General features: G+C 63.2%; 18 protein-coding genes. 10 read left to right on the top strand and 8 right to left on the bottom strand.

What is annotated here, in order from left to right:
- The first annotated feature begins 93 nt into the window (after positions 1-93).
- Entirely contained in the window at positions 94-1,575 is a 1,482-nt protein-coding gene (locus ACN22W_RS20590; RefSeq protein ID WP_419689875.1) for a DHA2 family efflux MFS transporter permease subunit, read from the top strand.
- 47 nt (positions 1,576-1,622) lie between these two features.
- Here the strand turns inward: ACN22W_RS20590 and ACN22W_RS20585 are convergent, their stop codons facing one another.
- Positions 1,623-3,137, bottom strand: coding sequence for an acetyl-CoA hydrolase/transferase family protein (locus tag ACN22W_RS20585; RefSeq protein ID WP_419689202.1), 1,515 nt, complete (start codon positions 3,135-3,137; stop codon positions 1,623-1,625).
- A 651-nt stretch (positions 3,138-3,788) separates the two neighbouring features.
- On the opposite strand from ACN22W_RS20585, the gene ACN22W_RS20580 reads away from it, so the two are divergent.
- From ACN22W_RS20580 to ACN22W_RS20550, 7 genes are read left to right on the top strand one after another with little or no spacing between them, the layout of a single operon-like run.
- Positions 3,789-4,469 (top strand): CDP-alcohol phosphatidyltransferase family protein, encoded by a 681-nt coding sequence (locus ACN22W_RS20580; protein ID WP_129517139.1) that lies wholly within the window; start codon positions 3,789-3,791, stop codon positions 4,467-4,469.
- Positions 4,466-5,275, top strand: a complete 810-nt coding sequence (locus ACN22W_RS20575; protein ID WP_343495304.1) for a 2OG-Fe(II) oxygenase — start codon at positions 4,466-4,468, stop codon at positions 5,273-5,275. Before ACN22W_RS20580 ends, ACN22W_RS20575 begins: the two co-directional genes overlap by 4 nt.
- Positions 5,272-6,273, top strand: a complete 1,002-nt coding sequence (locus ACN22W_RS20570) for an HpnL family protein (RefSeq protein WP_193100780.1) — start codon at positions 5,272-5,274, stop codon at positions 6,271-6,273. The genes ACN22W_RS20575 and ACN22W_RS20570 overlap by 4 nt, the downstream gene beginning before the upstream one ends.
- A gap of 36 nt (positions 6,274-6,309) precedes the next feature.
- Positions 6,310-7,077, top strand: a complete 768-nt coding sequence (locus ACN22W_RS20565; protein WP_129517136.1) for an NTP transferase domain-containing protein — start codon at positions 6,310-6,312, stop codon at positions 7,075-7,077.
- Complete coding sequence (gene aepX / locus ACN22W_RS20560) at positions 7,074-8,762, top strand: phosphoenolpyruvate mutase (RefSeq protein WP_419689201.1); 1,689 nt, start codon at positions 7,074-7,076, stop codon at positions 8,760-8,762. Before ACN22W_RS20565 ends, aepX begins: the two co-directional genes overlap by 4 nt.
- Entirely contained in the window at positions 8,759-9,940 is a 1,182-nt protein-coding gene (aepY, locus tag ACN22W_RS20555; protein ID WP_419689200.1) for a phosphonopyruvate decarboxylase, read from the top strand. Before aepX ends, aepY begins: the two co-directional genes overlap by 4 nt.
- Positions 9,940-11,004, top strand: coding sequence for a 2-aminoethylphosphonate aminotransferase (locus ACN22W_RS20550; RefSeq protein WP_419689199.1), 1,065 nt, complete (start codon positions 9,940-9,942; stop codon positions 11,002-11,004). Before aepY ends, ACN22W_RS20550 begins: the two co-directional genes overlap by 1 nt.
- A 179-nt stretch (positions 11,005-11,183) precedes the next feature.
- Here the strand turns inward: ACN22W_RS20550 and ACN22W_RS20545 are convergent, their stop codons facing one another.
- Positions 11,184-13,136, bottom strand: a complete 1,953-nt coding sequence (locus ACN22W_RS20545) for a P-loop NTPase fold protein (RefSeq protein WP_419689198.1) — start codon at positions 13,134-13,136, stop codon at positions 11,184-11,186.
- Between the two features lie 391 nt (positions 13,137-13,527).
- Between ACN22W_RS20545 and ACN22W_RS20540 the strand changes: the two genes are divergently transcribed.
- The gene (locus ACN22W_RS20540; protein ID WP_419689197.1) at positions 13,528-14,322 is read left to right on the top strand and encodes a multidrug ABC transporter ATPase; all 795 of its coding nucleotides are present in this window, start codon (positions 13,528-13,530) and stop codon (positions 14,320-14,322) included.
- A gap of 6 nt (positions 14,323-14,328) precedes the next feature.
- On the opposite strand, the gene ACN22W_RS20535 is transcribed toward ACN22W_RS20540, so the two are convergent.
- Entirely contained in the window at positions 14,329-14,802 is a 474-nt protein-coding gene (locus ACN22W_RS20535) for a GNAT family N-acetyltransferase (RefSeq protein WP_419689196.1), read from the bottom strand.
- Positions 14,803-15,046: 244 nt separating this feature from the next.
- Complete coding sequence (locus ACN22W_RS20530; protein WP_419689195.1) at positions 15,047-16,201, bottom strand: acyltransferase family protein; 1,155 nt, start codon at positions 16,199-16,201, stop codon at positions 15,047-15,049.
- A 327-nt stretch (positions 16,202-16,528) separates the two neighbouring features.
- On the opposite strand from ACN22W_RS20530, the gene pip reads away from it, so the two are divergent.
- Positions 16,529-17,461 (top strand): prolyl aminopeptidase, encoded by a 933-nt coding sequence (gene pip / locus ACN22W_RS20525; protein ID WP_419689194.1) that lies wholly within the window; start codon positions 16,529-16,531, stop codon positions 17,459-17,461.
- Positions 17,462-17,471: 10 nt separating this feature from the next.
- Here pip and ACN22W_RS20520 read toward each other — a convergent pair whose 3' ends face one another.
- The 4 genes from ACN22W_RS20520 to ACN22W_RS20505 all read right to left on the bottom strand — a co-directional run bounded on the left by ACN22W_RS20520 (position 17,472) and on the right by ACN22W_RS20505 (position 22,604).
- Entirely contained in the window at positions 17,472-18,371 is a 900-nt protein-coding gene (locus tag ACN22W_RS20520; RefSeq protein ID WP_419689193.1) for a hypothetical protein, read from the bottom strand.
- A gap of 74 nt (positions 18,372-18,445) precedes the next feature.
- Positions 18,446-18,718, bottom strand: a complete 273-nt coding sequence (locus tag ACN22W_RS20515; RefSeq protein WP_048251347.1) for a hypothetical protein — start codon at positions 18,716-18,718, stop codon at positions 18,446-18,448.
- 236 nt (positions 18,719-18,954) lie between these two features.
- Positions 18,955-20,436: a virulence factor gene (locus tag ACN22W_RS20510; RefSeq protein ID WP_419689192.1), complete on the bottom strand. Its 1,482-nt coding sequence runs from the start codon at positions 20,434-20,436 to the stop codon at positions 18,955-18,957.
- Entirely contained in the window at positions 20,433-22,604 is a 2,172-nt protein-coding gene (locus ACN22W_RS20505) for a hypothetical protein (RefSeq protein ID WP_419689874.1), read from the bottom strand. The genes ACN22W_RS20510 and ACN22W_RS20505 overlap by 4 nt, the downstream gene beginning before the upstream one ends.
- Between the last annotated feature and the right edge of the window lie 488 nt (positions 22,605-23,092).

The following is a 23,092-nucleotide window of genomic DNA, read 5'->3' as shown; positions in this document are numbered from 1 at the left end:
ATGCCGGATCGCCGCCCACGGCGACCGCCCCACGGAGACACCCGCTTGAACCCCGCCACCGACGCCCCCGCCTCGCCCGCCCTGAACCGGCCGATGCTGACCCTGTCGATCATGCTCGCCACGCTGATCCAGACCCTCGACAGCACGATCGCGAACGTCGCGCTGCCGCACATGCAGGGCACCCTGTCCGCGTCGCAGGACGAGATCACGTGGGTGCTGACCTCCTATATCGTCGCCGCGGCGATCGCGACGCCGCTCACCGGCTGGCTGTCCGACCGGCTCAGCGTCAAGCGGCTGCTGATCGTCTCGATCGCGGGCTTCACGGTCGCATCGGCGCTGTGCGGGCTGGCCGAGTCGCTCGTGCAGATCGTCGGCGCGCGCCTGCTGCAGGGTGTGTTCGGCGCCGCGCTGGTGCCGCTGTCGCAGTCGATCCTGCTCGACATCAACCCGCGCGAGAAACAAGGCCAGGCGATGGCGATCTGGGGAATGGGCGTGATGGTCGGCCCGATCCTCGGCCCGACGCTCGGCGGCTGGCTCACCGACAGCTACAACTGGCGCTGGGTGTTCTTCATCAACGTGCCGATCGGCGCGTTCGCGCTGGCCGGCGTGATGACCTTCCTGCCCGCGCGCGCGCCGCGTCCGCACGTGAAATTCGACGCGTTCGGCTTCGCGACGCTGGCGCTCGCGATCGGCGCATTCCAGGCGATGCTCGACCGTGGCGAACAACTCGACTGGTTCGGTTCGTACGAGATCCGCATCGAGGCGCTCGTCGCGGCACTCAGCTTCGCGTTCTTCCTCGTGCATACGGCGACCGTCGGCAAGGCATCGTTCTTCAAGTCGGAATTGCTGCGCGACCCGAATTTCGCCACGGGCACGCTGTTCATTTTCGTGGTCGGCGCGGTGCTGTATGCGACGCGCGCGCTGCTGCCGCCGATGCTGCAGAACCTGATGGGCTACCCGGTCGCGACGACGGGCCTCGTCACCGCGCCGAGCGGCGCCGGCACGATGATCGCGATGCTGTTCGTCGGGAGACTGCTGAAATACATGGATGCGCGGCTGCTGCTGCTCGCGGGACTGTCGATTTCCGCGCTCGCGCTCTGGCAGATGATGCAGTACACGGTCGTGCTGTCCGAATCGGACATCGTGTGGCCGGGCGTGGTCCAGGGCTTCGGGCTGGGGCTCGTATTCGTGCCGCTGAGCGCGCTGTCGTTCTCGACGCTGGCGCCCGACCTGCGCGCGGACGGCACGGCCACCTACAGCCTGATGCGCAACATCGGCAGCAGCATCGGCATCTCGATCGTGCAGACGCTGATGACGCGCAACACGCAGGTCTCGCATGCCGATCTCGCCGCCCACATCACGCCGTTCAATCCGGCCGTGCAGGCAATGTCCGGCAGCCGCCTCGACCTCGCACTGCTCGACAGCACGATCAACCAGCAGGCGACGATGATCGCGTACCTGAACGACTTCAAGCTGATGTTCGTCGCGACGCTGCTGATGATTCCGCTGTTGCTGCTGATCCGCCCGCCGCAGAAAACGGCGAGCGTCGATGTCGCGCACGCGGCGATGGATTGACGATCACGGCGGGCGCACGTTCGACGCGCGCTCGCCGCGGGGCCGCGTCAGGCCTTCATCGTCCCCGTGCGCACGTAGCGCTCGTGCCACGACAGCGCCTCGGCGAGCAGGTGCGGCGTGTGCTTGCCGAAGCTGTCGTGCGACGCACGCTCGAAGTAGTCCTCGAGCATCGGCCGGTAATCCGGATGCGCGCAGGTCGCGATGACCTTGCGCGCGCGCTGCTTCGGCGACAGGCCGCGCAGGTCCGCGAGGCCCTGCTCGGTGACGACCACCGCGACGTCGTGCTCGGTATGGTCGACGTGGCTCGCCATCGGCACGATCCGCGAGATCGCGCCGCCCTTCGCGGTACTCGCCGACATGAAGCACGACAGGTAGCCGTTGCGCGCGAAGTCGCCCGAGCCGCCGATACCGTTCTGGATCTTCGTGCCCATCACGTGCGTCGAGTTCACGTTGCCGTAGATGTCGGCCTCGATCATCCCGTTCATCGCGATGCAGCCGAGGCGGCGCACGAGTTCCGGATGATTGCTGATCTCCTGCGGGCGCAGCACGATCTTCTCGCGGAACGTCGCGATCTCTTCGGCGAAGCGCTGCACGGCGGCCGGGCTCAGCGACAGCGCAGTGGCCGACGCAAAGCTCAGCGTGCCGTCGTCGAGCAGGTCGAGCATCGCGTCCTGGATCACTTCGGTGTACGCGGTCAGGTTCGAGAAACCGGCCGAGCTGAGTTCCGCGAGCACCGCGTTCGTGATGTTGCCGACGCCCGACTGCAGCGGCAGCAGGTTTTCCGGCAGGCGGCCGCGCTTCACTTCGTGGCGCAGGAAGTCGATCAGTTGCAGCGCGATCTGCTTCGACGTCTCGTCCGGCGCGGAGAACGCGTTGCTGCGATCCGGCGCGTCGGTCTCGACGATCGCGACGATCTTGTCGGCCGGGCAGCGCAGGTACGGCTCGCCGATCCGGTCGTCGCTCTTCGTCAGCGGAATCGGCTTGCGATGCGGCGGCAGCGCGGTGCCGTAATAGACGTCGTGCATCCCGTCGAGGCCGAGCGGCTGGCGCGCGTTGACCTCGAGGATCACGTGCTTCGCGCGTTCGAGCCAGGTCTTGTTGTTGCCGATCGACGCGGACGGAATCAGCAGCCCGTCCTCGCGGATACCCGCGACTTCGACGATCGCGACGTCGAGATCGCCGTACAGTCCGAACCACGCATATTGCGCGACGTGGCTCAGGTGGACGTCCTGGTAGTCGACTTCGCCGCTGTTGATCTTGTCGCGCAGCGTCGGGTCGGACTGGTACGGCAACCGCATCGAGATGCCGTTGGTGCGGGCGAGCGCGCCGTCGAGTTCCGGCGCGGTCGACGCGCCCGTCAGCACGTTGATCCGGAAATCCTCGCCGCGCGTGTGCGCCGCGTCGATGTGGGCGGCAAGCGCGGCCGGCACGGCCTTCGGATAACCGGAACCCGTGAAGCCGCTCATGGCGACGGTCATGCCGGGACGGATCAGCGCGGCGGCTTCGTCGGCGGTGCGGACGAGCGAACGCAGGGCGGGAGCGAGGATGCGTGATGAAGACATGGCTGGTTTCTGACGATTTGGTCTGTCGTTGACGTCGCGGGGGTGTCTCCGGAGCGACATGAAGCCCTTGGGGCCGCTCGGGGCGGCCGGCACCACAGGCACGGTCGGAGTATCGCAGAGGCAATCGCCGCGAAATGTCCGCTGAATGCAAAAGATCCTTACCGAATTTGCCGGGTATCGAACGACCGTTCTGTGACAGGCGATCCGCATGCGCCGAATGCACACGAAAGGTGCACGAAAGCCGCGATCGAATGACCGGCCGACGATCGCCAACCCGTGCGCATTAATCGGCGGATTTCCATTGAAATTTATCGCCTGTCCATCAACAATCGACGACCCGCTGGCGGCGCGGCCAATTGTCGCCCGATGCGGCGTTTCCGGGCCTGACGCGGGTCAAGGTCGCACGCGCTGCGCGCCGCCTGTCGGCATGCGCGAAAATAACGGCCGCGCCGGCCTCGGAGGCCCGTCCGCCCTTGACACCCGCACGATGCGAACCACACTGGAATACGGGTGCGGCCGCCCCGTTTGCCTGCCCTTTCGCATGCGCGGTTTTCGACCGGCCGACACCCGCAGGACGCGGTAACACTCTTGTATGTCAGGACATTGATTGAATAAAAAGCAACAAATTACAATTCCGTATATATTTCGCCGATGGACCAAAGAAAAACCGCCACACGCTCCGAGCCCCCCCTGCCACGCACCTGGGATGCGCGGCTCGCGCGCTCGCTTGTCCGACCGCTCGTCGATACGCCGGTCACCCCGAATCACCTCACTACACTGCGTCTGCTGATCGGCCTCGCCGGCGCCTGGTGCCTCGCGCACGGCGGTTTCGGCTGGAGCAACGCGGGCGCGTTCCTGATCGTGCTGTCGAACTTCGTCGACCACACCGATGGCGAGCTCGCACGTATCAGCGGCAAAACCAGCAAGATCGGCCATTTTTACGACCTCGCGGCGGACGCGCTCGTCACGATCGCGCTGTTCGTCAGCATGGGCCTCGGCATCGTCGCCCAGGGCGGCCAGATGGCCGCGTCGCCGGTGCTGCTCGGCGCGGTGGCCGGTGCGGCCGTCGCACTGATCTTCTTCCTGCGCATGCGGATCGAATCGATCGCCGGCAAGGCCGGCACCAAGCAGGCATTCGCCGGCGGCTTCGAGACCGAAGACGTGCTGTACCTGCTGCCGCTCGTGACGCTCGTCGACGGCGTCGAGCCGTTCCTGCTCGCGGCGTCGATCGGCGCGCCGCTGTTCGCAGCCTGGGTCGTGATCGACTGGTGGCGCATCGTCCGGCGCGGCAACCTCCCGCAGAACCCTACTGAAATCCAGGCTTCCAAATGACTCCTAGCACGCGCGACGACTCCGTGCTGAGCCCGGCACGCCCCGCGCCTGCACGCGCGGCCGCGTCCGACCCCGATCGCACCGTGGCCGACCGCGTCGGCCATCTCGACCTCGACCGCCTGCGCGGCGACTACACGCGCCAGGGGTCGTTCCTGTATCTCGACACGTTCCTGCCGGCCGACGCGCACGCGAAGCTGGCGGCGGCCGCCCGCGCGATGCAGGCCGGCCTGAACCGCAATTACCTGCCCGGCCACAAGCAGGGCGGCAGCGTGAGCCGCCATACGATCGACGAGCAGGCGCCGTACATCGCCGAACTGTATCGATCGAAGGCGCTGATCAGCTTCCTCGAGAAGGTCACGGGCGACAAGCTGATGCTGTCGCCGGACGACGATCCGCACGCGTACGCGCTGTATTACTACACGAAGCCCGGCGACCACATCGGCTGGCACTACGACACGTCGTACTACGACGGCCGCCGCTACACGCTGCTGATCGGCGTGATCGACGAATCGTCATGCCGGCTCGACTACGAGCTGCACACGCGCAATCCGGACGTGGCCGACGAACCGGGTTCGGTGCAGATCGCCGACGGCGGCATCGTGCTGTTCGACGGCGACAAGCTGCGCCACCGCATCACGCCGCTCGGCCAGAACGAGATGCGCGTGTCGCTCACGTTCGAATACGTGACGAACCCCGGCATGCGGCCGTGGAAGCGCTTCATCTCGAACATGAAGGACGCGATCGCGTATTTCGGTTTCCGCCAGGTGTTCAAGCAACTGGCCACGCGACGCACGACCGGGTCATGACACGCGCCGGCCTGATCCTGCTGTCCCTCGGGACGGCACTCTTCATCGCACTCCTCGCATGGCAAGGCGTCGGCGCGGTCGCGTCCACGTTTCTCGCGGCCGGCTGGGGCCTCGCGCTCGTCGCGGCGTTCCACGTCGTGCCGCTCGTAATCGACGCGATCGCGATCTCCGTGATGTTCCGTCGCGGCCAGCCGGGCGCCGAGCTCGGCAACGCGCTGCGCGCGCGCTGGGTCGGCGAATCGGTCAACAGCCTGCTGCCTGCCGGGCAGATCGGCGGCCCCGTGCTGATGGTGCGCCACCTCGCGCAGCGCGGCACGCGGATGGCCGATGCGGCGGCGGCGGTCACCGTCAGCACGACGATGCAAGCACTCGCGCAAATGGCGTTCGCGCTGATCGGCATCTGCGCGTTCAGCCTGTATGCCACGCACGAGTCGGTCGCGCACCTGCGCACGCCCGCGCTGATCGCCACCGGCGTGCTCGGCACCCTCGCCGCGCTGTTCTATGTCGCGCAGCGGCGCGGGCTGTTCGGCCGCGGCATGCGTCTCGCGTCGAAGCTGCTCGGCCCGCGCGACTGGTCGTCGCTCGCGACCCGGGCCGATGCGATCGACGATGCGGTCGGCGCGCTGTACCGCGATCGTGCGAAGGTCGCGAAGACGTTCGCACTGAGCCTCGTCGGCTGGATCGTCGGCACCGCGGAAGTGTGGCTCGCGCTGCACTTCCTCGGGCACCCGGTCAGCTGGCTCGACGCGCTGCTGCTCGAGAGTGTCGGCCAGGCGATCCGCGGTGCGGCCTTCGCGATCCCGGGCTCGCTCGGCGCGCAGGAAGGCGGCTACCTGCTGCTCGCGCCGCTGGTCGGCCTGCCGCCCGACGCGGCGCTCGCGCTGTCGCTCGCGAAGCGCGCGCGCGAACTCGCGCTCGGCCTGCCCGGCCTGCTCTATCTGCATTTCAGTGAAAGAAACTGGCAGCGGCGCCGTGCGCCGCAGCCGCTCGCCGACTGATCGTTCAGATCCGCCGGCTTTTTGGTTGGAGAACCCATGCGAGCCATCATTCTTGCGGCAGGCCTCGGCTTGCGCCTGCAACAACCGCCCGAAGCGCAGTTCCCGAAGTGCCTGCTGCGCTTTGACGACGTTTCGCTGCTCGAGCGCCATTTGCGCGTGCTCGACGCCGCGGGCGTCGACGAGATCGTGCTCGGGCTCGGCTTTCAGTCCGAGAAGGTCGAGCAGGAATTGAAGCGCCTCGGCCGCCAGGCCGAAATCGTGCTGAACGAGCGCTACGACCTCGGCAGCGTGCTGACCGTGCATACCGTCGCCGATGCGATGACGCGCGGCGGCGACGTGCTGCTGATGGACGCGGACGTGCTGTACGACGAAAACATCCTGCATGCGCTGATGGCCGATCCCGACAAGGCGGTCGACCGCCTGCTGATCGACCGCGACTTCGAGGCCGGCGACGAGCCCGTCAAGCTGTGCGTGAAGAACGGCGTGCCGGTCGAGCTGCGCAAGCAGCTCGCGGTCGACCTCGACTACGACACGATCGGCGAATCGGTCGGCTTCTTCCGCTTCACCGAAGGCACCGCGCGCCGCCTCGCGACGATCGTCGCGGGCTACGTCGACAGCGGCCGCGCGAACATGCCGCACGAAGAAGCCGTGCGCGACCTGCTGCTCGAAGGCGGCCATTCGTTCGACATCGCTGACGTGACGGGCTCGCCGTGGATCGAGATCGACTTCCCGAACGACGTCGCACGCGCCACGCAAGAAATCCTCCCCCTGATTCAACGCACTACCGCTGGAGCCGCACGATGAACGCACGCGAACCCAATTTCACCGAATCGCGCAGCGCACGCCTGCGCCGCATGCTCGTCAGCAGCGACCTCGAATTCCTGATGGAAGCGCACAACGGCCTGTCCGCGCGGATCGTCCGCGAAGCCGGCTTCAAGGGGATCTGGGCGTCGGGCCTCGCGATCTCCGCGCAGTTCGGCGTGCGCGACAACAACGAGGCCAGCTGGACGCAGGTCGTCGACGTGCTCGAATTCATGGCCGACGCGAGCGACCTGCCGATCCTGCTCGACGGCGACACCGGCTATGGCAACTTCAACAACGTGCGCCGCCTCGTGAAGAAGCTCGAACAGCGCGGCATTGCCGGCGTCTGTATCGAGGACAAGCAGTTCCCGAAGACCAACAGCTTCATCGGCGGCGAGCGCCAGCCGCTCGCGGAAATCGACGAGTTCTGCGGCAAGATCAAGGCCGGCAAGGATTCGCAGACCGATCCCGACTTCTCGATCGTCGCGCGTGTCGAAGCGCTGATCGCAGGCTGGGGGATGGACGAGGCACTGCGCCGCGCGAACGCGTATGCGGAAGCCGGCGCCGACGCGATCCTGATCCACAGCAAGCTGTCGCGCCCGGACGAGATCCTGCAGTTCGCGCGCGAATGGAGCGGCAAGGCGCCGCTCGTGATCGTGCCGACCAAGTACTACAGCACGCCGACCGACGTGTTCCGCCAGGCCGGCATCAGCACCGTGATCTGGGCGAACCACCTGATCCGCGCGTCGGCATCCGCGATGCAGGCGACCGCGCGCGAGATCCACGAAAGCGAAACGCTGATCAACGTCGAGGACCGCGTGGCATCGGTCAACGAGATCTTCCGCCTGCAGGACGCCGACGAGTACTCGGCCGCCGAGCGCATCTACCTGTCGTCGTCGTCACGCGCGTCGAACGCCGCGATCGTGCTCGCCGCGAGCCGCGGCAAGGGCCTCGAAGCCGTGACCGAGGACAAGCCCAAGGTCATGCTGCCGGTCGCCGGCAAGCCGCTGCTGCGCTGGCTCGTCGACGGCTTCAAGACGCACGGCGTGAACGACATCACCGTGGTCGGCGGCTATCGCGCCGACGCGATCGATACGTCGGGCATCAAGCTCGTGGTCAACGAACGCCATGCGCAGACGGGCGAACTCGCGTCGCTCGCATGTGCGGCCGAACGCCTGACCGGCGACACCGTGATCTCGTACGGCGACCTGCTGTTCCGCAGCTACATCGTGCGCGACCTCGCGGAGAGCGAGGCCGAGTTCAGCGTGGTGGTCGATTCGTCGTTGACCGAGCCGACCAACCAGAGCGTGCGCGATTTCGCGCTGTGCTCGGCGGCGGACGATCGCGGCCTGTTCGGCCAGAAGACCTATCTGCAACGCGTATCGAGCGACGTCGCCGCAGGCACGCCGCACGGCCGCTGGATCGGCCTGTTGAACGTACGCGGCGCGGGCGTCGATCGCCTGAAGGTGATGCTCGCGACGCTGCAGGCGCGCGACGATTTCGACACGCTCGACATCCCGTCGCTGCTCAACGAACTGATCGCCGCCGGCGAGAAGATCGAGGTGCAGTACGTGCACGGCCACTGGCGCGGCGTCAACGATCTGGAAGACTTCCGCCGCGCGGGCGACTTCGCGCACGGCCAGACGCCGCTGTCCGAACCGGGTGCCGGCAACGGGGGCGCGCAATGATCGAAGCGGCCCAGTTCGTCGAGGCCGCACGCGAACGCGGCTTCGACTGGTACGCGGGCGTGCCCTGCTCGTACCTGACGCCGTTCATCAACTATGTGCTGCAGGACCCGACGCTGCACTACCTGTCGGCCGCGAACGAAGGCGACGCGGTCGCGCTGATCGCCGGCGCGACGCTCGGCGGCAAGCGCGGGATCGCGATGATGCAGAACTCGGGGCTCGGCAACGCGGTGAGCCCGCTGACGTCGCTGACCTGGACGTTCCGCCTGCCGCAACTGCTGATCGTCACGTGGCGCGGCCAGCCGGGCGTCGCCGACGAGCCGCAGCACGCGCTGATGGGCCCGATCACGCCCGCGATGCTCGACACGATGGAGATCCCGTGGGAGACGTTCCCGACCGACCCCGAACAGGTCGGCCCGGCACTCGACCGCGCGATCGCGCACATGGACGCGACGGGCCGCCCGTACGCGCTCGTGATGCAGAAAGGCAGCGTCGCGCCGTATGAACTGAACGCGAACCCGGCGGCACAGCCGCGCGCGCATGTCGCCGCGCAATCGTCGTCGCGCGCCGCGTCGGCCGATGCGTGGCCGACCCGCCAGGACGCGCTGCAGCGCGTGATCGCGCACACGCCGGTCGACTCGACCGTCGTGCTCGCATCGACCGGCTTCTGCGGCCGCGAACTCTACGCGATCGACGATCGCCCGAACCAGCTGTACATGGTCGGCTCGATGGGCTGCGTGACGCCGCTCGCGCTCGGCCTCGCGCTCGCGCGCCCCGACCTGCGCGTGGTCGCGGTCGACGGCGACGGCGCCGCGCTGATGCGGATGGGCGTGTTCGCCACGCTCGGCACCTACGGCCCGGCCAACCTCACGCACGTGCTGCTCGACAACGGCGCGCACGAATCGACGGGCGGCCAGGCAACGGTGTCGCGGCACGTATCGTTCGCGGGCGTCGCGGCCGCATGCGGCTATGCGTCGGCGGTCGAAGGCGACACACTCGACGTGCTCGATACGGCGCTGGCCGCGTCGCACGACGGTGCCCAGTTCGTGCGTCTCGCGATCCGCACGGGCGTGCCTGACGGCCTGCCCCGCCCGACCGTCACGCCGGTCGAGGTCAAGACCCGTCTGATGCGGCACATCGGCGCCGCGCAGACCGAAGCCCACGCTGAAGGAGCCCTTTGATGCTGCTGCTGAACCCCGGCCCGGTAACGCTGACCGAACGCGTGCGCCGCAGCCTGCTGCAACCCGACCTGTGCCATCGCGAAAGCGAATTCTTCGACCTGCAGGATGAAGCGCGCGCTCGCCTCGTCGCCGCGTACGAACTCGATCCGGCCGAATGGGCCGCCGTGCTGATGACGGGCTCGGGCACCGCCGCCGTCGAGAGCATGATCGCGGCGCTCGTGCCGCAGGACGGCAAGCTGCTCGTGATCGAGAACGGCGTGTATGGTGAGCGGATCACGCAGATCGCGACGCAGTACGGGATCGCGCATGATGTGCTGAAGCATGAATGGATGCAGGCACCCGATCTCGCGCAGATCGCGGCGCGCCTCGATGCGGGCGGGTACTCGCATGTCGCCGTGATTCATCATGAAACGACGACGGGCCGGTTGAACGATCTCGGTGCGATTGCCGAGGTGTGTCGTTCGCGCGGCGTGAAAATGCTGGTCGATGGCGTCAGCAGTTTCGGCGCGGAAGCGATCGGCTTCGCCGGCGGCGACATCGACGCCGTTGCCGCGACCGCGAACAAGTGCCTGCACGGCGTGCCGGGCGCGGCGTTCGTGATCGTGCGCCGCAGCGCGCTCGCGAAGGCCGCAAGCCGCACGTACTACCTCGATCTTGGCCGTCTCGCAAAACTGCAGGACCAGCGGAATACGCCGTTTACGCCGTCGGTGCACGCGTACTACGCGCTCGTCGAGGCGCTGCGCGAGTTTGATGAGGCTGGTGGATGGCGCGCGCGTCATGCGCATTACAAGGCGCTCGCCGATCAGGCGCAAGCCGGGCTTGCCGCGCGCGGGATGCCGCTGGTGCTGCCGGAAGGTGCGTCGTCGGTCGTGCTGCGCGCATACCGGTTGCCGCAGGGCGTTACGTACGAGACGCTGCACGACGGGTTGAAGGCGCGTGGCTTCGTGATCTATGCAGGGCAAGGCGGGTTGTCGAAGGAACTGTTCCGGATTTCGACGATGGGGGCGATCGAAGCGGCTGATGTCGATCGGTTGCTGGAGGGTTTCACGGCGCTGACGCGGTAAGCGTTGCTCGTACCTTCGTCCATGAATGGCCCGCAAGGGCCATTTTTATTTTTTGCAGATTTCTCGGAAACGCTGGGCGAGGTGTCGGCATTCGGCCAGGAGCTGACGTCCGAGCCTTAAGTTCCTGCTCCTGCCGGAGACAGCAGATGCTGGAGGACAGTTCCAATAGACCTCCTGTCTCAGACCTTCCTCTTATAATTCGGTAATTTTCTTTGCATTGGAATTTTGCAAAAAATCATACTCTTTCCTTGATGGAGCGTTTGGGCAGCCGTAAGAACGGTTTGGCGAACATGACCCAAAAGGACGCCACTGATTTTCCCTTTCCTTCTTTCCATTTCCTCTCCCAGCTCACGCGCCACTTGTATCAGCCAGCGGTATTCCATCCGCAGCTTCGTCTGCGCATGTCGGGAGGAGTATCGTTCCTTTAATGTCCCGGGAATGTATTGGAGCTGTCTTGGATGCAGTGCCGCCACATGCCTTACAAACAAATCCGGGGCAATATATGAAAGGATTGGTACGTCGTAGTACCGGCTCGGTCCGTTGTGAATCGTCAAGTCCTGCGAGAAGCTCCATGTGTCTTTGTCCATGACATTAAGAAGTTCTAGCGCATCGTCAGGATATTTATTTTCAGCTGCCGTCGTAATCCTGTCTTTCGCATATGAAAGCAGCTGCCCGAATTGTGTGTTGTCCGGCGCCCTCCACCCCAGACCACTCCAACCCGTCAAAGTCCGAAGCGTAAGAAAACTCCGAGACTCTAAAATTTCACTCGATTTATCAAGGGAGTCAATATTTTTCTTGGCAATATCAATGACAGTGTCGAATGACTCCGCAATCACACCGATACTTGATAGTTCTAGGAGAATTCCGCAGACATGCAGCAATATCCCAACATTCTTATACCGCCCATTGATGAATTTATCTTGGACAATTTTCGCGAGACTGGCAACCTCTTCGTCCGTCAGCGAATAAGGATCCCATAGCAGGCGCCACTCTTCCGCATTATCACGTGCGAAATATTTGCTATGCAGTATGGCTTCCGAGAATTGATCTTCACCCACGAGACCAGTATCTAACAACTCCTGCCAAAGCTCTGTGGAAAGCACCGCATCACTAGGTGAAAAGTGTGGATACTTTGACAAGACTTTCCTAAATATGTCGTCTTCGCTGGAAGTTTTGCCTATTGCTTGCTGAAATTGAAACCCCGCAAGTTTACCAATGTCTGAAACAGTAATAGATCCACTTTTTATTTCGATTGAAAAGACGACAAACGCCTTCAGAAGGTCCGTGCATAGATCGTCATGCCCCCTTGCCTTCTCAGGCAACATCTGGCCAATTCGAGTGAAGTCATGAAAAATCTGTCGAAGGTGTCGCAAATTGGAGTACCCAGAAGCCGAATGAAGATTCGCCACAAGCTCCTTCTTGCTTTGCAAGAAGCTGGCGAAGAAACTTGGTTCAAGCTCACCTAGGAATGCATCAATTGCGTCGTTGACATTTGATTCAATTTCAAATGTTTTTCCGATAAGCTTTTCTTTTATTCTTCTATATTCGGCACCCTGCCGGCTTTCCTCTGTATCGCGACGCAGCAGCTCCTCCTCATTTGCCACAAGAATGGCTTTGTAACCATCATGCTCTACATAGTAGTTTATGTATCCCATTAGATCACCGATGGGAATCGAGCATCTTTCAATATCATCGAAAACCAGCACAAGGCCTTCTGTATTCCGCAAGTATTTAGGCAGTTCGATGTCCGGCACATTGGCGCTAATACTGCCATCCGCCTTACCGTCTCCGTCCAAATCGATCTTCAGCGTCCCTTTGAGCATGCCCTTCGCTACTTTTCCGGCAATGGCCATCCCTTTGGAGCCCAGGATTGGGTGCAACTGACGAAAAAATTCACTCTCTATATCTTTCGTCGAGCTCATTCCATACAAGCTAACATACAGTGCGCGACGCCCTTTTTTCTCCGTCTCACCAAATCCTGCGGAGTGTTCTAATTTCTGTATAGAATCCTTCATAAACCAAGTTTTACCCGCACCCCAATTTGCCCGAATTAATACCGCATAACCCGGGGGCGACGAGAGATTGTAGTAATATGAGAGGAATTCGCCAATCTGCTTGTTTTTGTTTTTCATGACTACGATTAGGTAGGTTTATGGTTGGCCGAAGGTCAAGCAAGAATTTTACTCTATTAGAGTATTTATCAGCCATAGAATAATGGCTGGGTGAGAATGCTGCGGCTTCCGCTGCGGGAGGGGCGGGCGGAACACAGTTGGCAACCATTTTTAGACGACGATCAAGAAGGGGGCTGAGCTAGCCGATCGACAAAGCGGCCCGGCTACTGGAAAGTGTAATAGAAGTCAGCCGCGGCCACCCTACTGGAGTAGCCACGCGAGGCGACGCAACCGTGTTCTTACAGGACACACTGGCATATGTGAAATTAGTTGCGCGCCAACCCAGCAAGGGAGACTGGCTGCTATGGGCCGGTAAGCGACATCCACAGCATCAATGAAGAACCTTTTGACTATGAGAATTTTTTGTTTCGTCCCGCTGCTGGCGCTCGTCGCACCCCCCGCCGTTCAGGCTGCAGACAACCAGCCTTGCGGCGACGATATCGTGACTGCCGTCGCCCGCTGGGCCGGCATCGTGAGCGCACGGATCGCCACGCGCGACGCGGACCGGCTCGTCGTCGCGTCGGCGTGCAAGGTCATGCCGAACGCGCCGGACACGACGATCGCGGCCGTCGCGTTCGATTCGCTTCCGAAAAGCAAGAACCCGGACGACAGCAACAAGTTGCAGATCGTCGCGCTCGTCGAGGGCGGCAAGGTCGTTGCGGCCGAGCGATCGGTGGTCGAAGAGGATGCGGCGACAGAGATCGGCCCGAACAGCTACCGCATCGATACCGCGCCGTACCGGCTGTCGCCCGAGGTACGCGCATTCGGCATCGTGTTCTCAAGCAGCGCGCGCGGGCCGAGTTGCCCCGATGCCAACGCCAGCGATGAACTGACGCTGTGGGTACGCGAAGGGAATCGTCTGCGTCCGGTGTTCGGCACCAACCTCGCCGGCTGGGTCAACACCGACGTCAGCCATCCGGTCTGCAGCCCCGGCGGAAGCGACGACGCGATCGTCTCGGCAAACATGACGATCGGCGTCGAAAAGACGTCGACCCACGGGTTCGCCGACCTGTCGATCACCGCGCGTGTCGATCCGCCGCAGCGCAAGGACAAGCGCCCGATCCGCACGATCGTCAGGTATGACGGCAAGACGTACGGAATCGATATGTTCCGGAACTTCTGGTATCCGCCATCGGCGATGAAGTGAGGCGGCCTACTCTTGCAGTTGCTTCCTGAAGTACACGCGGTTGTAACCGTCAACGGTTCTGCGGGCCGTTTCCACGAATCCGATCTTCGTATAAAGCGCGATGTTCTCGTGCATCATCTCGTTGGTATACAACGTCAGCGCCGGCAACGTCAGTGAGCGAGCCATGTCCTCCGCAAAGCCGATGAGCAATCGACCGAGGCCATGCCCTTGCCACTCAGGGGCCACGACAAGATTGCCGATCGAGAGCGAATCGTCCGCCCGGGCAACATGGATAGCGCCCACGGTGGTTCCGTCGACGCGAAGCACATAAAGATCGCCGGACTTTACGAACGCTTCGTAGTCGGCGTTCATCGGCGCGGGTCGCTTGCCGATACGTTCAATATATTTTGTGTACGCGGCAACGACCATCGCCTTGATCGCCTCGACATCCGACACAGCGGCTTGCTCGATTGCGGTACTTTCCCGGCCTGCAAATGTCATGTGTCGCCACTCCCCGGCGGTCGGTTCGAAAACGCCCTGCTGTCCGTCCGGCTTTGCCCGATCTTCGGCAACAACTTCCGCCAGCTCTCAAGCATGAAACGGGTTTTCCGAATCGAATCGATCCGCTCGATCGCCGGCGTCACGATGCGTCCAGGGTCATCCGGTGGTATCAAAAAAGCGGAATCCGGATGATAGCCGATGCGCACGGCGATGTTGATCCGCTCGACCGGGTCGCAGGTTCGCCCTACTTGACGGCCGCGTTCGTCTCGACACACTCCGATGCCACCGATCCGAGCAACACGTCATCCCGCACGCGTCGCGCCTCGCGCGCCGTATAACGATCCTTCAACCGCAGGAACGGCTTTTCAACGAGGAGGTAACTGGCCGTCGCCGCCATCAGCGCCCACACGATCCCGAGCGGAAACGCGTGCGCAACCGGCAGGTCCGGATTCGCGAACGGCTGCTGCCACAGATAGAGACTGAACGAGATCGTGCCGATGAACACGACCGGCCCGGCGCGCAACCAGCGCGCGCACCAGAACTCGTTACGGAAATTCAGCACGACGATCACGATCGCGATCAGCGCGGCTTCGAGCGTCACGCCGTACGTCGCATTCCAGAAGCCGCCGAGCCGGTGTTCGGCGAGCGGCATCCCGAGCAGCACGACAAAGATGATCGCCGTCACGATGTGCGTCTCGCCGCGCCACGAACGGATCCACGCTTCGAGCCGTTCGCGGTTGAGCGACGCATAACAACCGATCAGGATCGGATCGACGCCGGTGTGCAGCATCATCCCGAGTTGCCCGCGCAGCGCCGGCGCAACGAAATACGTGACGGCGCGCACCAGCGGCACGATCAGGATCAGCGCGGCCAGCCAGCGCGTGCCGCGGCGGCGGATGCCGTACACGAACAGCAACGGCCAGAACCAGTAGAACTGTTCCTCGAGCGCGAGCGACCAGAAATGGCCGAGATACCACGCGCCGTCGCGATGCAACAGGTTGTCGGCGGTCAGCCCGAACCACGCCGAGTAATTCCACAGGTGCAGCGCGGCATACAGCCACTGTCGGCGATCGACGTCGAACCAGCCGGCGAAAGCCACGATCGCGACGGCCGCGAGATAGACGTAGCAGGCCGGCCAGATCCGCAGCGCGCGGCGCACGTAGAACGACGTCAGCGCGATATCGCCGGTGCGCGAGAACTCGGCGCGCAGCACGTTGGTGATCAGGAAACCGCTGAGGACGAAGAAGATCAGCACGCCGAGCTTGCCGTCGGCGATCAGGCGCAACGGCGCGTACCAGCCCGTGTAGCCGCCGGGCAGCACGTGCTCGGCATGACCGACGACGACCATCGACACCGCGACGGCGCGCAACCCGGTCAACTGCGTGACGCGATGGTTCATCGACTGATTCCCGTTGGCACGGTAAAGAAGCAGGAGATAGGCAGGCGCACACAATCCGGTGCACCGATATGCCGCCGGGATTTTGTATGAAAAATATCGGAATGAAATTGCTTCAAAAATCCCGGCGCGAACCCTGGCAACGGCACACACGAAAGCGGGCCAACGTCCGGCGCGGCGAATGGGCATAATGACAAGCCTTGTCCGGCGGCGGCCGGCCGATGCCTGCGCAACGAGTTTTTTGCGGCGCCGCAATATTCAAAATACCGTGCCCGCCCGCACACCGGCCCGCTCGTCCGCCTCCTGTCGACCCTCACCCGGAGCCTGTCTGTGTACCCACCGATCGAACCCTACGCCCACGGCCACCTCGACACCGGCGACGGCCATCGCATCTATTGGGAGCGCTGCGGCAACCCGGCCGGCAAGCCCGCCGTGTTCCTGCATGGCGGCCCCGGCGCGGGCTGCAGCCCCGATCATCGCCGCCTGTTCGACCCGGAGCGCTACGACATCCTGCTGTTCGACCAGCGCGGCTGCGGACGCTCGACGCCGCATGCAAGCCTCGAGAACAACACGACGTGGCATCTGGTCGCCGATATCGAACGCCTGCGCGAGATGGTCGGCGCCGAGCAATGGCTCGTATTCGGCGGCTCGTGGGGCAGCGCGCTGTCGATCGCGTACGCGGAAACGCACCCGGAACGCGTCAGCGCGCTGATCGTGCGCGGCATCTTCACGATGCGCCGCGCGGAATTGCTGTGGTACTACCAGGAAGGCGCGTCGTGGCTGTTCCCCGACCTGTGGGAAGCCTTCGTCGCGCCGATTCCGGAAGCCGAGCGCGGCGACCTGATGGCCGCCTACCATCGCCGGCTGACGGGCGACGACGAAGCCGCGAAGCTCGAAGCCGCGCGCGCGTGGAGCATCTGGGAAGGCCGCACGATCACGCTGCTGCCCGATCCCGCGCTCGCCGCGCACTTCGCGGACGGCCACTATGCGCTCGCGTTCGCGCGGATCGAAAACCACTACTTCGTCAACCACGGTTTCGTCGAGGAAGGCCAGTTGCTGCGCGACGCACATCGCCTCGCCGGCATTCCCGGCGTGATCGTGCAAGGCCGCTACGACATCGCGACGCCCGCCCGCACCGCATGGGATCTGTCGAAGGCTTGGCCGGAAGCGACGTTCGAGATCGTCCCAGGCGCCGGGCACGCGTATAACGAACCGGGGATCCTGGAAGCGCTGATCGCGGCGACGGACCGGTTCGCGGATTAGCCACGCAGCGTCAGGAGGTCGTTTCCCGGCGCGCAGCGCCCGCCCCGGTGGAAGCGTCGGGATTCGACCACTGCTCCCAGTCGCTCTGCTTCGGTGGCTTCGTCGCACGTATCAGCACCAGCGCAATGCAGAACGTGACGATCGCGTAAACCGTGATCGGTTGCCACGGGATGGCGATGCGCCGGTATTCGTGCGGCAGGTAGCGCACCAGCGGCGTCGCGACCGACACGTAGCTCAACAGCATCGCCAGCATCGCGACGGCGGACGTCATCAGCGACATCCCGCAGCACCACATGCGTTGCCCGCGTGGCGCGACAGCGGTGCCGACGACCAGCGCGATCGCAGCGGCGATCAGCAGGTCCATCGGCCGGCCATTCGGCAGCAGGTAGCCGAACGTGCCGGTACGCATCGTCGCGAACGAGATCGCCCAGTAATGCAGCGCGGACGAAGCGGCCAGCAGGCCGACGGATGCGAAGCGCCGTACCGTCGGTTCGATCACCGTATGCGGCAGGTTCAGATAGTCATTGCTCAGCCGGTTGTACATCAGCGCGAGGCCGGCGATACCCAACGGCAGCCCGATGAGCACCGTGATCCACGACGACAGCATGAGCGACGCGGCGCTCAACACCACCCAGGTCGCCACATCCAGCGTCCGTCCCCATCGGCGACGAAATACCAGCGCAATGTGACCGACGAGACCTGCGATCGCCGCCGCGAACGAAACACCCTGCAGCGCCCACATCTGCCCGGACCATGACGAGAATGCGGCCAGCGACCGTTCGTGCAGGAACAGCATGAACGGCACGAACGCCAGCAAGGCCGTGATGTTTTGCAGGATGCCGTGATACGCGATCACGCGAATCGTCGTATAGCGGCGGGAAACGGGAATGGCAGCGCCAGTTGCGGGCATCGGGCATGCGTGAGTGAGCCGGTCGGACCGGCAGCATACTCCTTGATCCGCGCCGCCGCGCCGTGCTTATGCCGTCACAGTGCGGTTTCGACGATCGTCCTGCCGCTGATCGCCCGTTCGACGAGCTGTTCGTCGCCGACCTTGCGGATCGCGTCGTCGAGGAGCCCTTCCGGTTCTTCGGTTGCGACCTTCAAGAGACCCGACAGGCCGCGCGCGTCGAGCACCACCAGCGTCTCCATCGAATCCGCGCGGCTCACGAGCACACGGCGCAACGCCGGCCCCGCGCCGAAGCTCGCGCAGAGCGCAATCGTCTCGCTGCCGAGCGTGTAGTCGAAGTGCTTGATCATGGTCTGCCGTCGTTGCAAGGGAATGGCGACGCGCGACGGCGCGGCGCCGTGACGTCGACGCACCCGCGTGTGCCGCCGGCGCCGGACCGGGGTCCGATCCGTTCGCCGGCATCACCATGCTAGACGTGCAGTATTAACGAAGACTTAAAGCGGCTCCGGGCATCATGCGGCTTCTCGTTCCAGCCCGAAAAGCATGATGGCGGGCCGAACAGGCCGACTCCACGCGCTATCGAAACTCACCACGAAAAGCCCTGTATCCCGTAATTGGTGTCGTGTCGACGGCCCCACCACGGTAGATAGGCATTGTTTTCGCCGCGTGCACGAAACCAATCCGTGTCCGGATCTATCCGAGTGAGTTTCGACGGCGGCGTCACCACGACGGCGACAGGATGACGTGGGTCGGTCGTACCGGCAACGAGCGCGTTTCCGCCGAAGTGGTTGATACGACCGATTGCCAACGCGACGTCGGTAAGCGCACTGCCCGTGCCCATATCGCCGAGCAAGGCTGCCGTGTTGAATGCCTGTTTACCGTGGTCGTATTCCGGCAGGGTTTCGGTCAGGGTCTGCGACAGCGCAACAAGGCGCATCGACGCCGCATCGCTGCCGTTACCCGCGTCGTGGACGATGTACTTGATGTCCGGAACGGCGATGCCGGCGTTGCGTGCAGCCTGATCGATGGTTACCTTCCAGGCTTGCACGGCGCGCGTCGTGCCGACTTTCGGCGAAAAATCCTCCGTGTCGCCAGTCGCCGCGTTGCCGATCCAGGCGAGCGGCTCGCGCTCCGTGTTGAAGGTCGGGCCGGCGAGGAACAGCACGACGAGGTTCTCGTTGATCTGTGCATCCGTCGGCGGAAAGTTCGGCGCATCCCAGTTCATTACCCACACGGTCTTGTCGGGGTTCGCCTGCAAGTAGTCGAGTGCCTTGTTCAGCGACGTAAATCCGGCGTTCGCGTCACCCTGGGTGATCTGCACGTCGGGAAGCGTGCTGCGGCTCCAGAGTGTCTTCGGGAACGGTTCGCCAATTCCGTAGAAAGTCTTCATGCGCTTGCGCAACCGGTCGTGGGCTACCTGTGGATCAAGTCGATTCGGAATCGCAAGTTCGATACGCTGGCCGGCAAGCTCACGCCAATCCTTCGAATTTTCGGGCGCCACCGTATAGAAGTATTTCGCGTTTGTTGCATAACGCGTGTTCATCAGCAAGAGAAACTTATCGACATACTTGGCATAGAAGCCGTTGAAAGTTTCTGTTCCACGATTGCCGTATACCAAAGCCCCGATTGACCGAAGCGACGAGTATTTCTCCGCATTCGTTCGCACCATGTCATCGTTCTTGTTCGGTTTAACAAGTCCTTGCGTCCACAACAATTGCCACTCCGTCGGGTAGTCCCGACGCTGCAACGGATTCAACCAGATCAGGCCGACTACCTGTGCCACGAATGGCTTTGGGGATTCGTCCGCCGGTGCAGTGGCAATAGGTACTGATTCCGGGTTCGGTCCGGCTTGAGTGGGGCGCACCATTGCAGTAGTCAACAAGAGCACCATCAGAGCCATCAGGCCGGGAGCAATCACGAGTCGCTTCATCCAATCTCCTGTTTCGAGTAATGACGGGTGTGGGTGATCCAGATGTTCCATCAGGGCGAGCATCAGCAGGGTCGAGACAATCCACGTCACTACCGCCAACGCGATGCGTCGTGGCCATGTAGCAATCACTGCCTTCATACGACGCCTCCGACGCTCAGATAAAACTGCCCTTCGCGTTCGTCGACGATCTTGCCCGGCGTGTTGCCCTCGCTACCTTCCGCGTGCGCCCATTCGTGTACCGCCAAGTCGTCGATACATCCGGATAAAAAATAGTCAGCGTACTTTTTGTTTGGGTGATCATCCCCCAGTCCCTCGCCCATTCTCCAATCCGCCTCAATCCGCAAGCCAACCATCTGAGCGGGCGTCAGGTAACACAAACCAATAGCCACGTCATACGCAAGCGCCTTTTCTGCGTGCTCGGGGTTGGTCATCGTCGTCGAATGGTTCGTCGGGCTATTGGTCATACCGCGATCGAGCAAGTCGGTAATTTTCTTGTCGCGCCATTCCTTGTAGCCTTCTGGCGCCACGCTATTGGCGTTCTCGCCGATTGCGCGGCCGGCTTCGTCGAGCCATGCGGCATTCCGCTCGCGGCGTGCCTCCATGCGCATCACGGCCCGATCCTCGTAACGCTGTCCGGACTCGGTCATCGCGGTTCCCTGGGCATTGCCGTCCTTGTTCCTCGCCCTGTACCGGTCGTACGGATCGTCTGCCTGTTTGTCCGCATCGGTCTTGCCTGCATCTCGCCACGCAGCAGGCGGATCGTAGTCTTCGTTGAAATCGCTGACCGCGTCGCCGTCCCGCGTCTCGATCGGTTTGCCGAAGCGCAACGCCTTCGGCGTGAACGGCTCGTCCAGCGCAGGGGCATCGGCGGCCACCGCCCAATCCTCGGGCGGATCGGCGTTCACGCGAAACATGTCCAATGTCGAACTCACCCTGGTCAACGCGAACATGACCGGCGCGGTCACCAGCGTGACCATCATTCCCAGCACGCTTTCGTTGCCATTGAGTGCACCGATCAGATTGAATCTGGCGGACGGCGAAGGCGGATACCAGAAGCCCGGTTTTGTCTCTCGCTTGCGATATCGCCAGTCGTCTTGCCAATACCGATAGGATTGCTGAACGCCGACCTGAAAGCCTGACGCGAATACGCGTTGAGTCAGGATGCCGGACGCGCCGATGTCGGTCAGTTCGTCTTCGCTGATGCCCCGCCAGCCAATACCCTGGACCGTCAACGCCGAAATGACCTGGTCATGCGGGCAGCAATACACCGTGACGCGCCCGTACGTCGATGCGTTCAGGCCGAATCGCTCACGATCCGCCTGCGCCGCGTAGGATTTCTGGCTGGTCGGGGACACACGGCTGTTCGCCATGTCTTCGTCGACCTTGTCGGGCGCAGGCTCGCAAGCGGCACGCGTACCGACGATCGACAGGAATTTGCCGAAGGTCTGCGCGCGCGCTGCATATGTCTGACGCCCCCGGTTTCCCTTCGCATCCTTCACCCCGCGCTGCGACCATGTATCCATGAACGTATCGGATTTTTTCGAGCCGCTACCGTTCGCGAGGCTGTATGGCGCATTTGCCAGCACGTAGGCGTCCGCCACGCAGCGCCCCTTGCGTCCCCACGGATCCATCACGTCCGGCAGCGCATCGCCAAAGAATGCCGCCGTGAGGCCGACGATGTTGCCTTGACTGTGACACACGACGGTGATCGGCACGTCGGCCTGCATGCGACGGATCGATTCGATCAGTTTCGCGAGTCGCAATGCAGCGAGCACGCCATACGCGCGCGGCGGCGCGCGATAGAGCGGCCGATTGATCGGATTGATGCCCTGCACGGTCGTCCATCCGAATGCGCGGTCGTCGAGACCGGCCTGCCAAAGATCGGGCAGGCTCGAGCAACCGTTGACGAACGGGCCACCGCCCCAATAGTCTTTCTCGTTCAAGAAAATCTTGTCGCCGTACTCTTTGAGCTCCTTGATGGTCGCCTTATAGCCCCAGCGAAAGTGAATGACGGGCGAAAACGACGGATCGGGCCTGACGTAATTGTCCGGCAGCAGATCCGGATTCAGAAACCCATCCGGCGTCACGCTTTCGGTGTACGTTGCCGGTAACATCTGCCCCGCGTTGATACCGAGATACATCATCTGATCGTTCAGGCGCCCGAGCCGGCGATTCAAGCCATCGCACAAGCCCTGTTCAGCCGCTTCGAACCACTCCCCCTCCGAATTCACGCCGTGCACGAAGATAACGACACCCGGCAATGGCAGTTGCTTCACGCAGATCAACCGTGTGTCCGCGGCAAACATCGTTACCCCTTCAACGCGACCGACGACGATCTTCGGCGGTTCAACCGATGATGCAGGGCCAGCTGACGCGGCTGCATTGACTGACGATGCGCCGAACTCGTCTGTAGTCGATTGAAGAGCGGGGTAAGGCTGAGTCATCCTGGCTCCTGCGCGTGGTTGGGCATCCGGATCATCGGAAATCAGCCCATCAGCGCGCAAGCGCTGTTTCTCGCTCTGGATAAAAATCGAACCCGTCTGATCAAATCACGTGAAATGACGCGTCTGTCTGCCGCTATGTCTCACGGTCAAGTACGAAGCCACGCACTCACCATGAACGGCCGACCGGCAACTTCATGCCGCACGTCACGGGCGTGCATTTCTACGATCGTGTGGAAGTCAACAGACGAGAGACAGGGTCGGCCGACACGGAAGTGCCGCCAACCGAGAGAAGACGGGAGCACTGCAAACGCGCGGGATCAACGCATCATCGAAGGGTGAACACGTGCCGC

Origin of the sequence: Burkholderia theae (assembly GCF_048565265.1) — a bacterium.
In the GTDB taxonomy this organism is placed as follows: domain Bacteria; phylum Pseudomonadota; class Gammaproteobacteria; order Burkholderiales; family Burkholderiaceae; genus Burkholderia; species Burkholderia theae.
The sequence above is the reverse complement of the archived record's forward strand: the minus strand, read 5'-3'. Positions and strand labels throughout refer to the sequence as shown.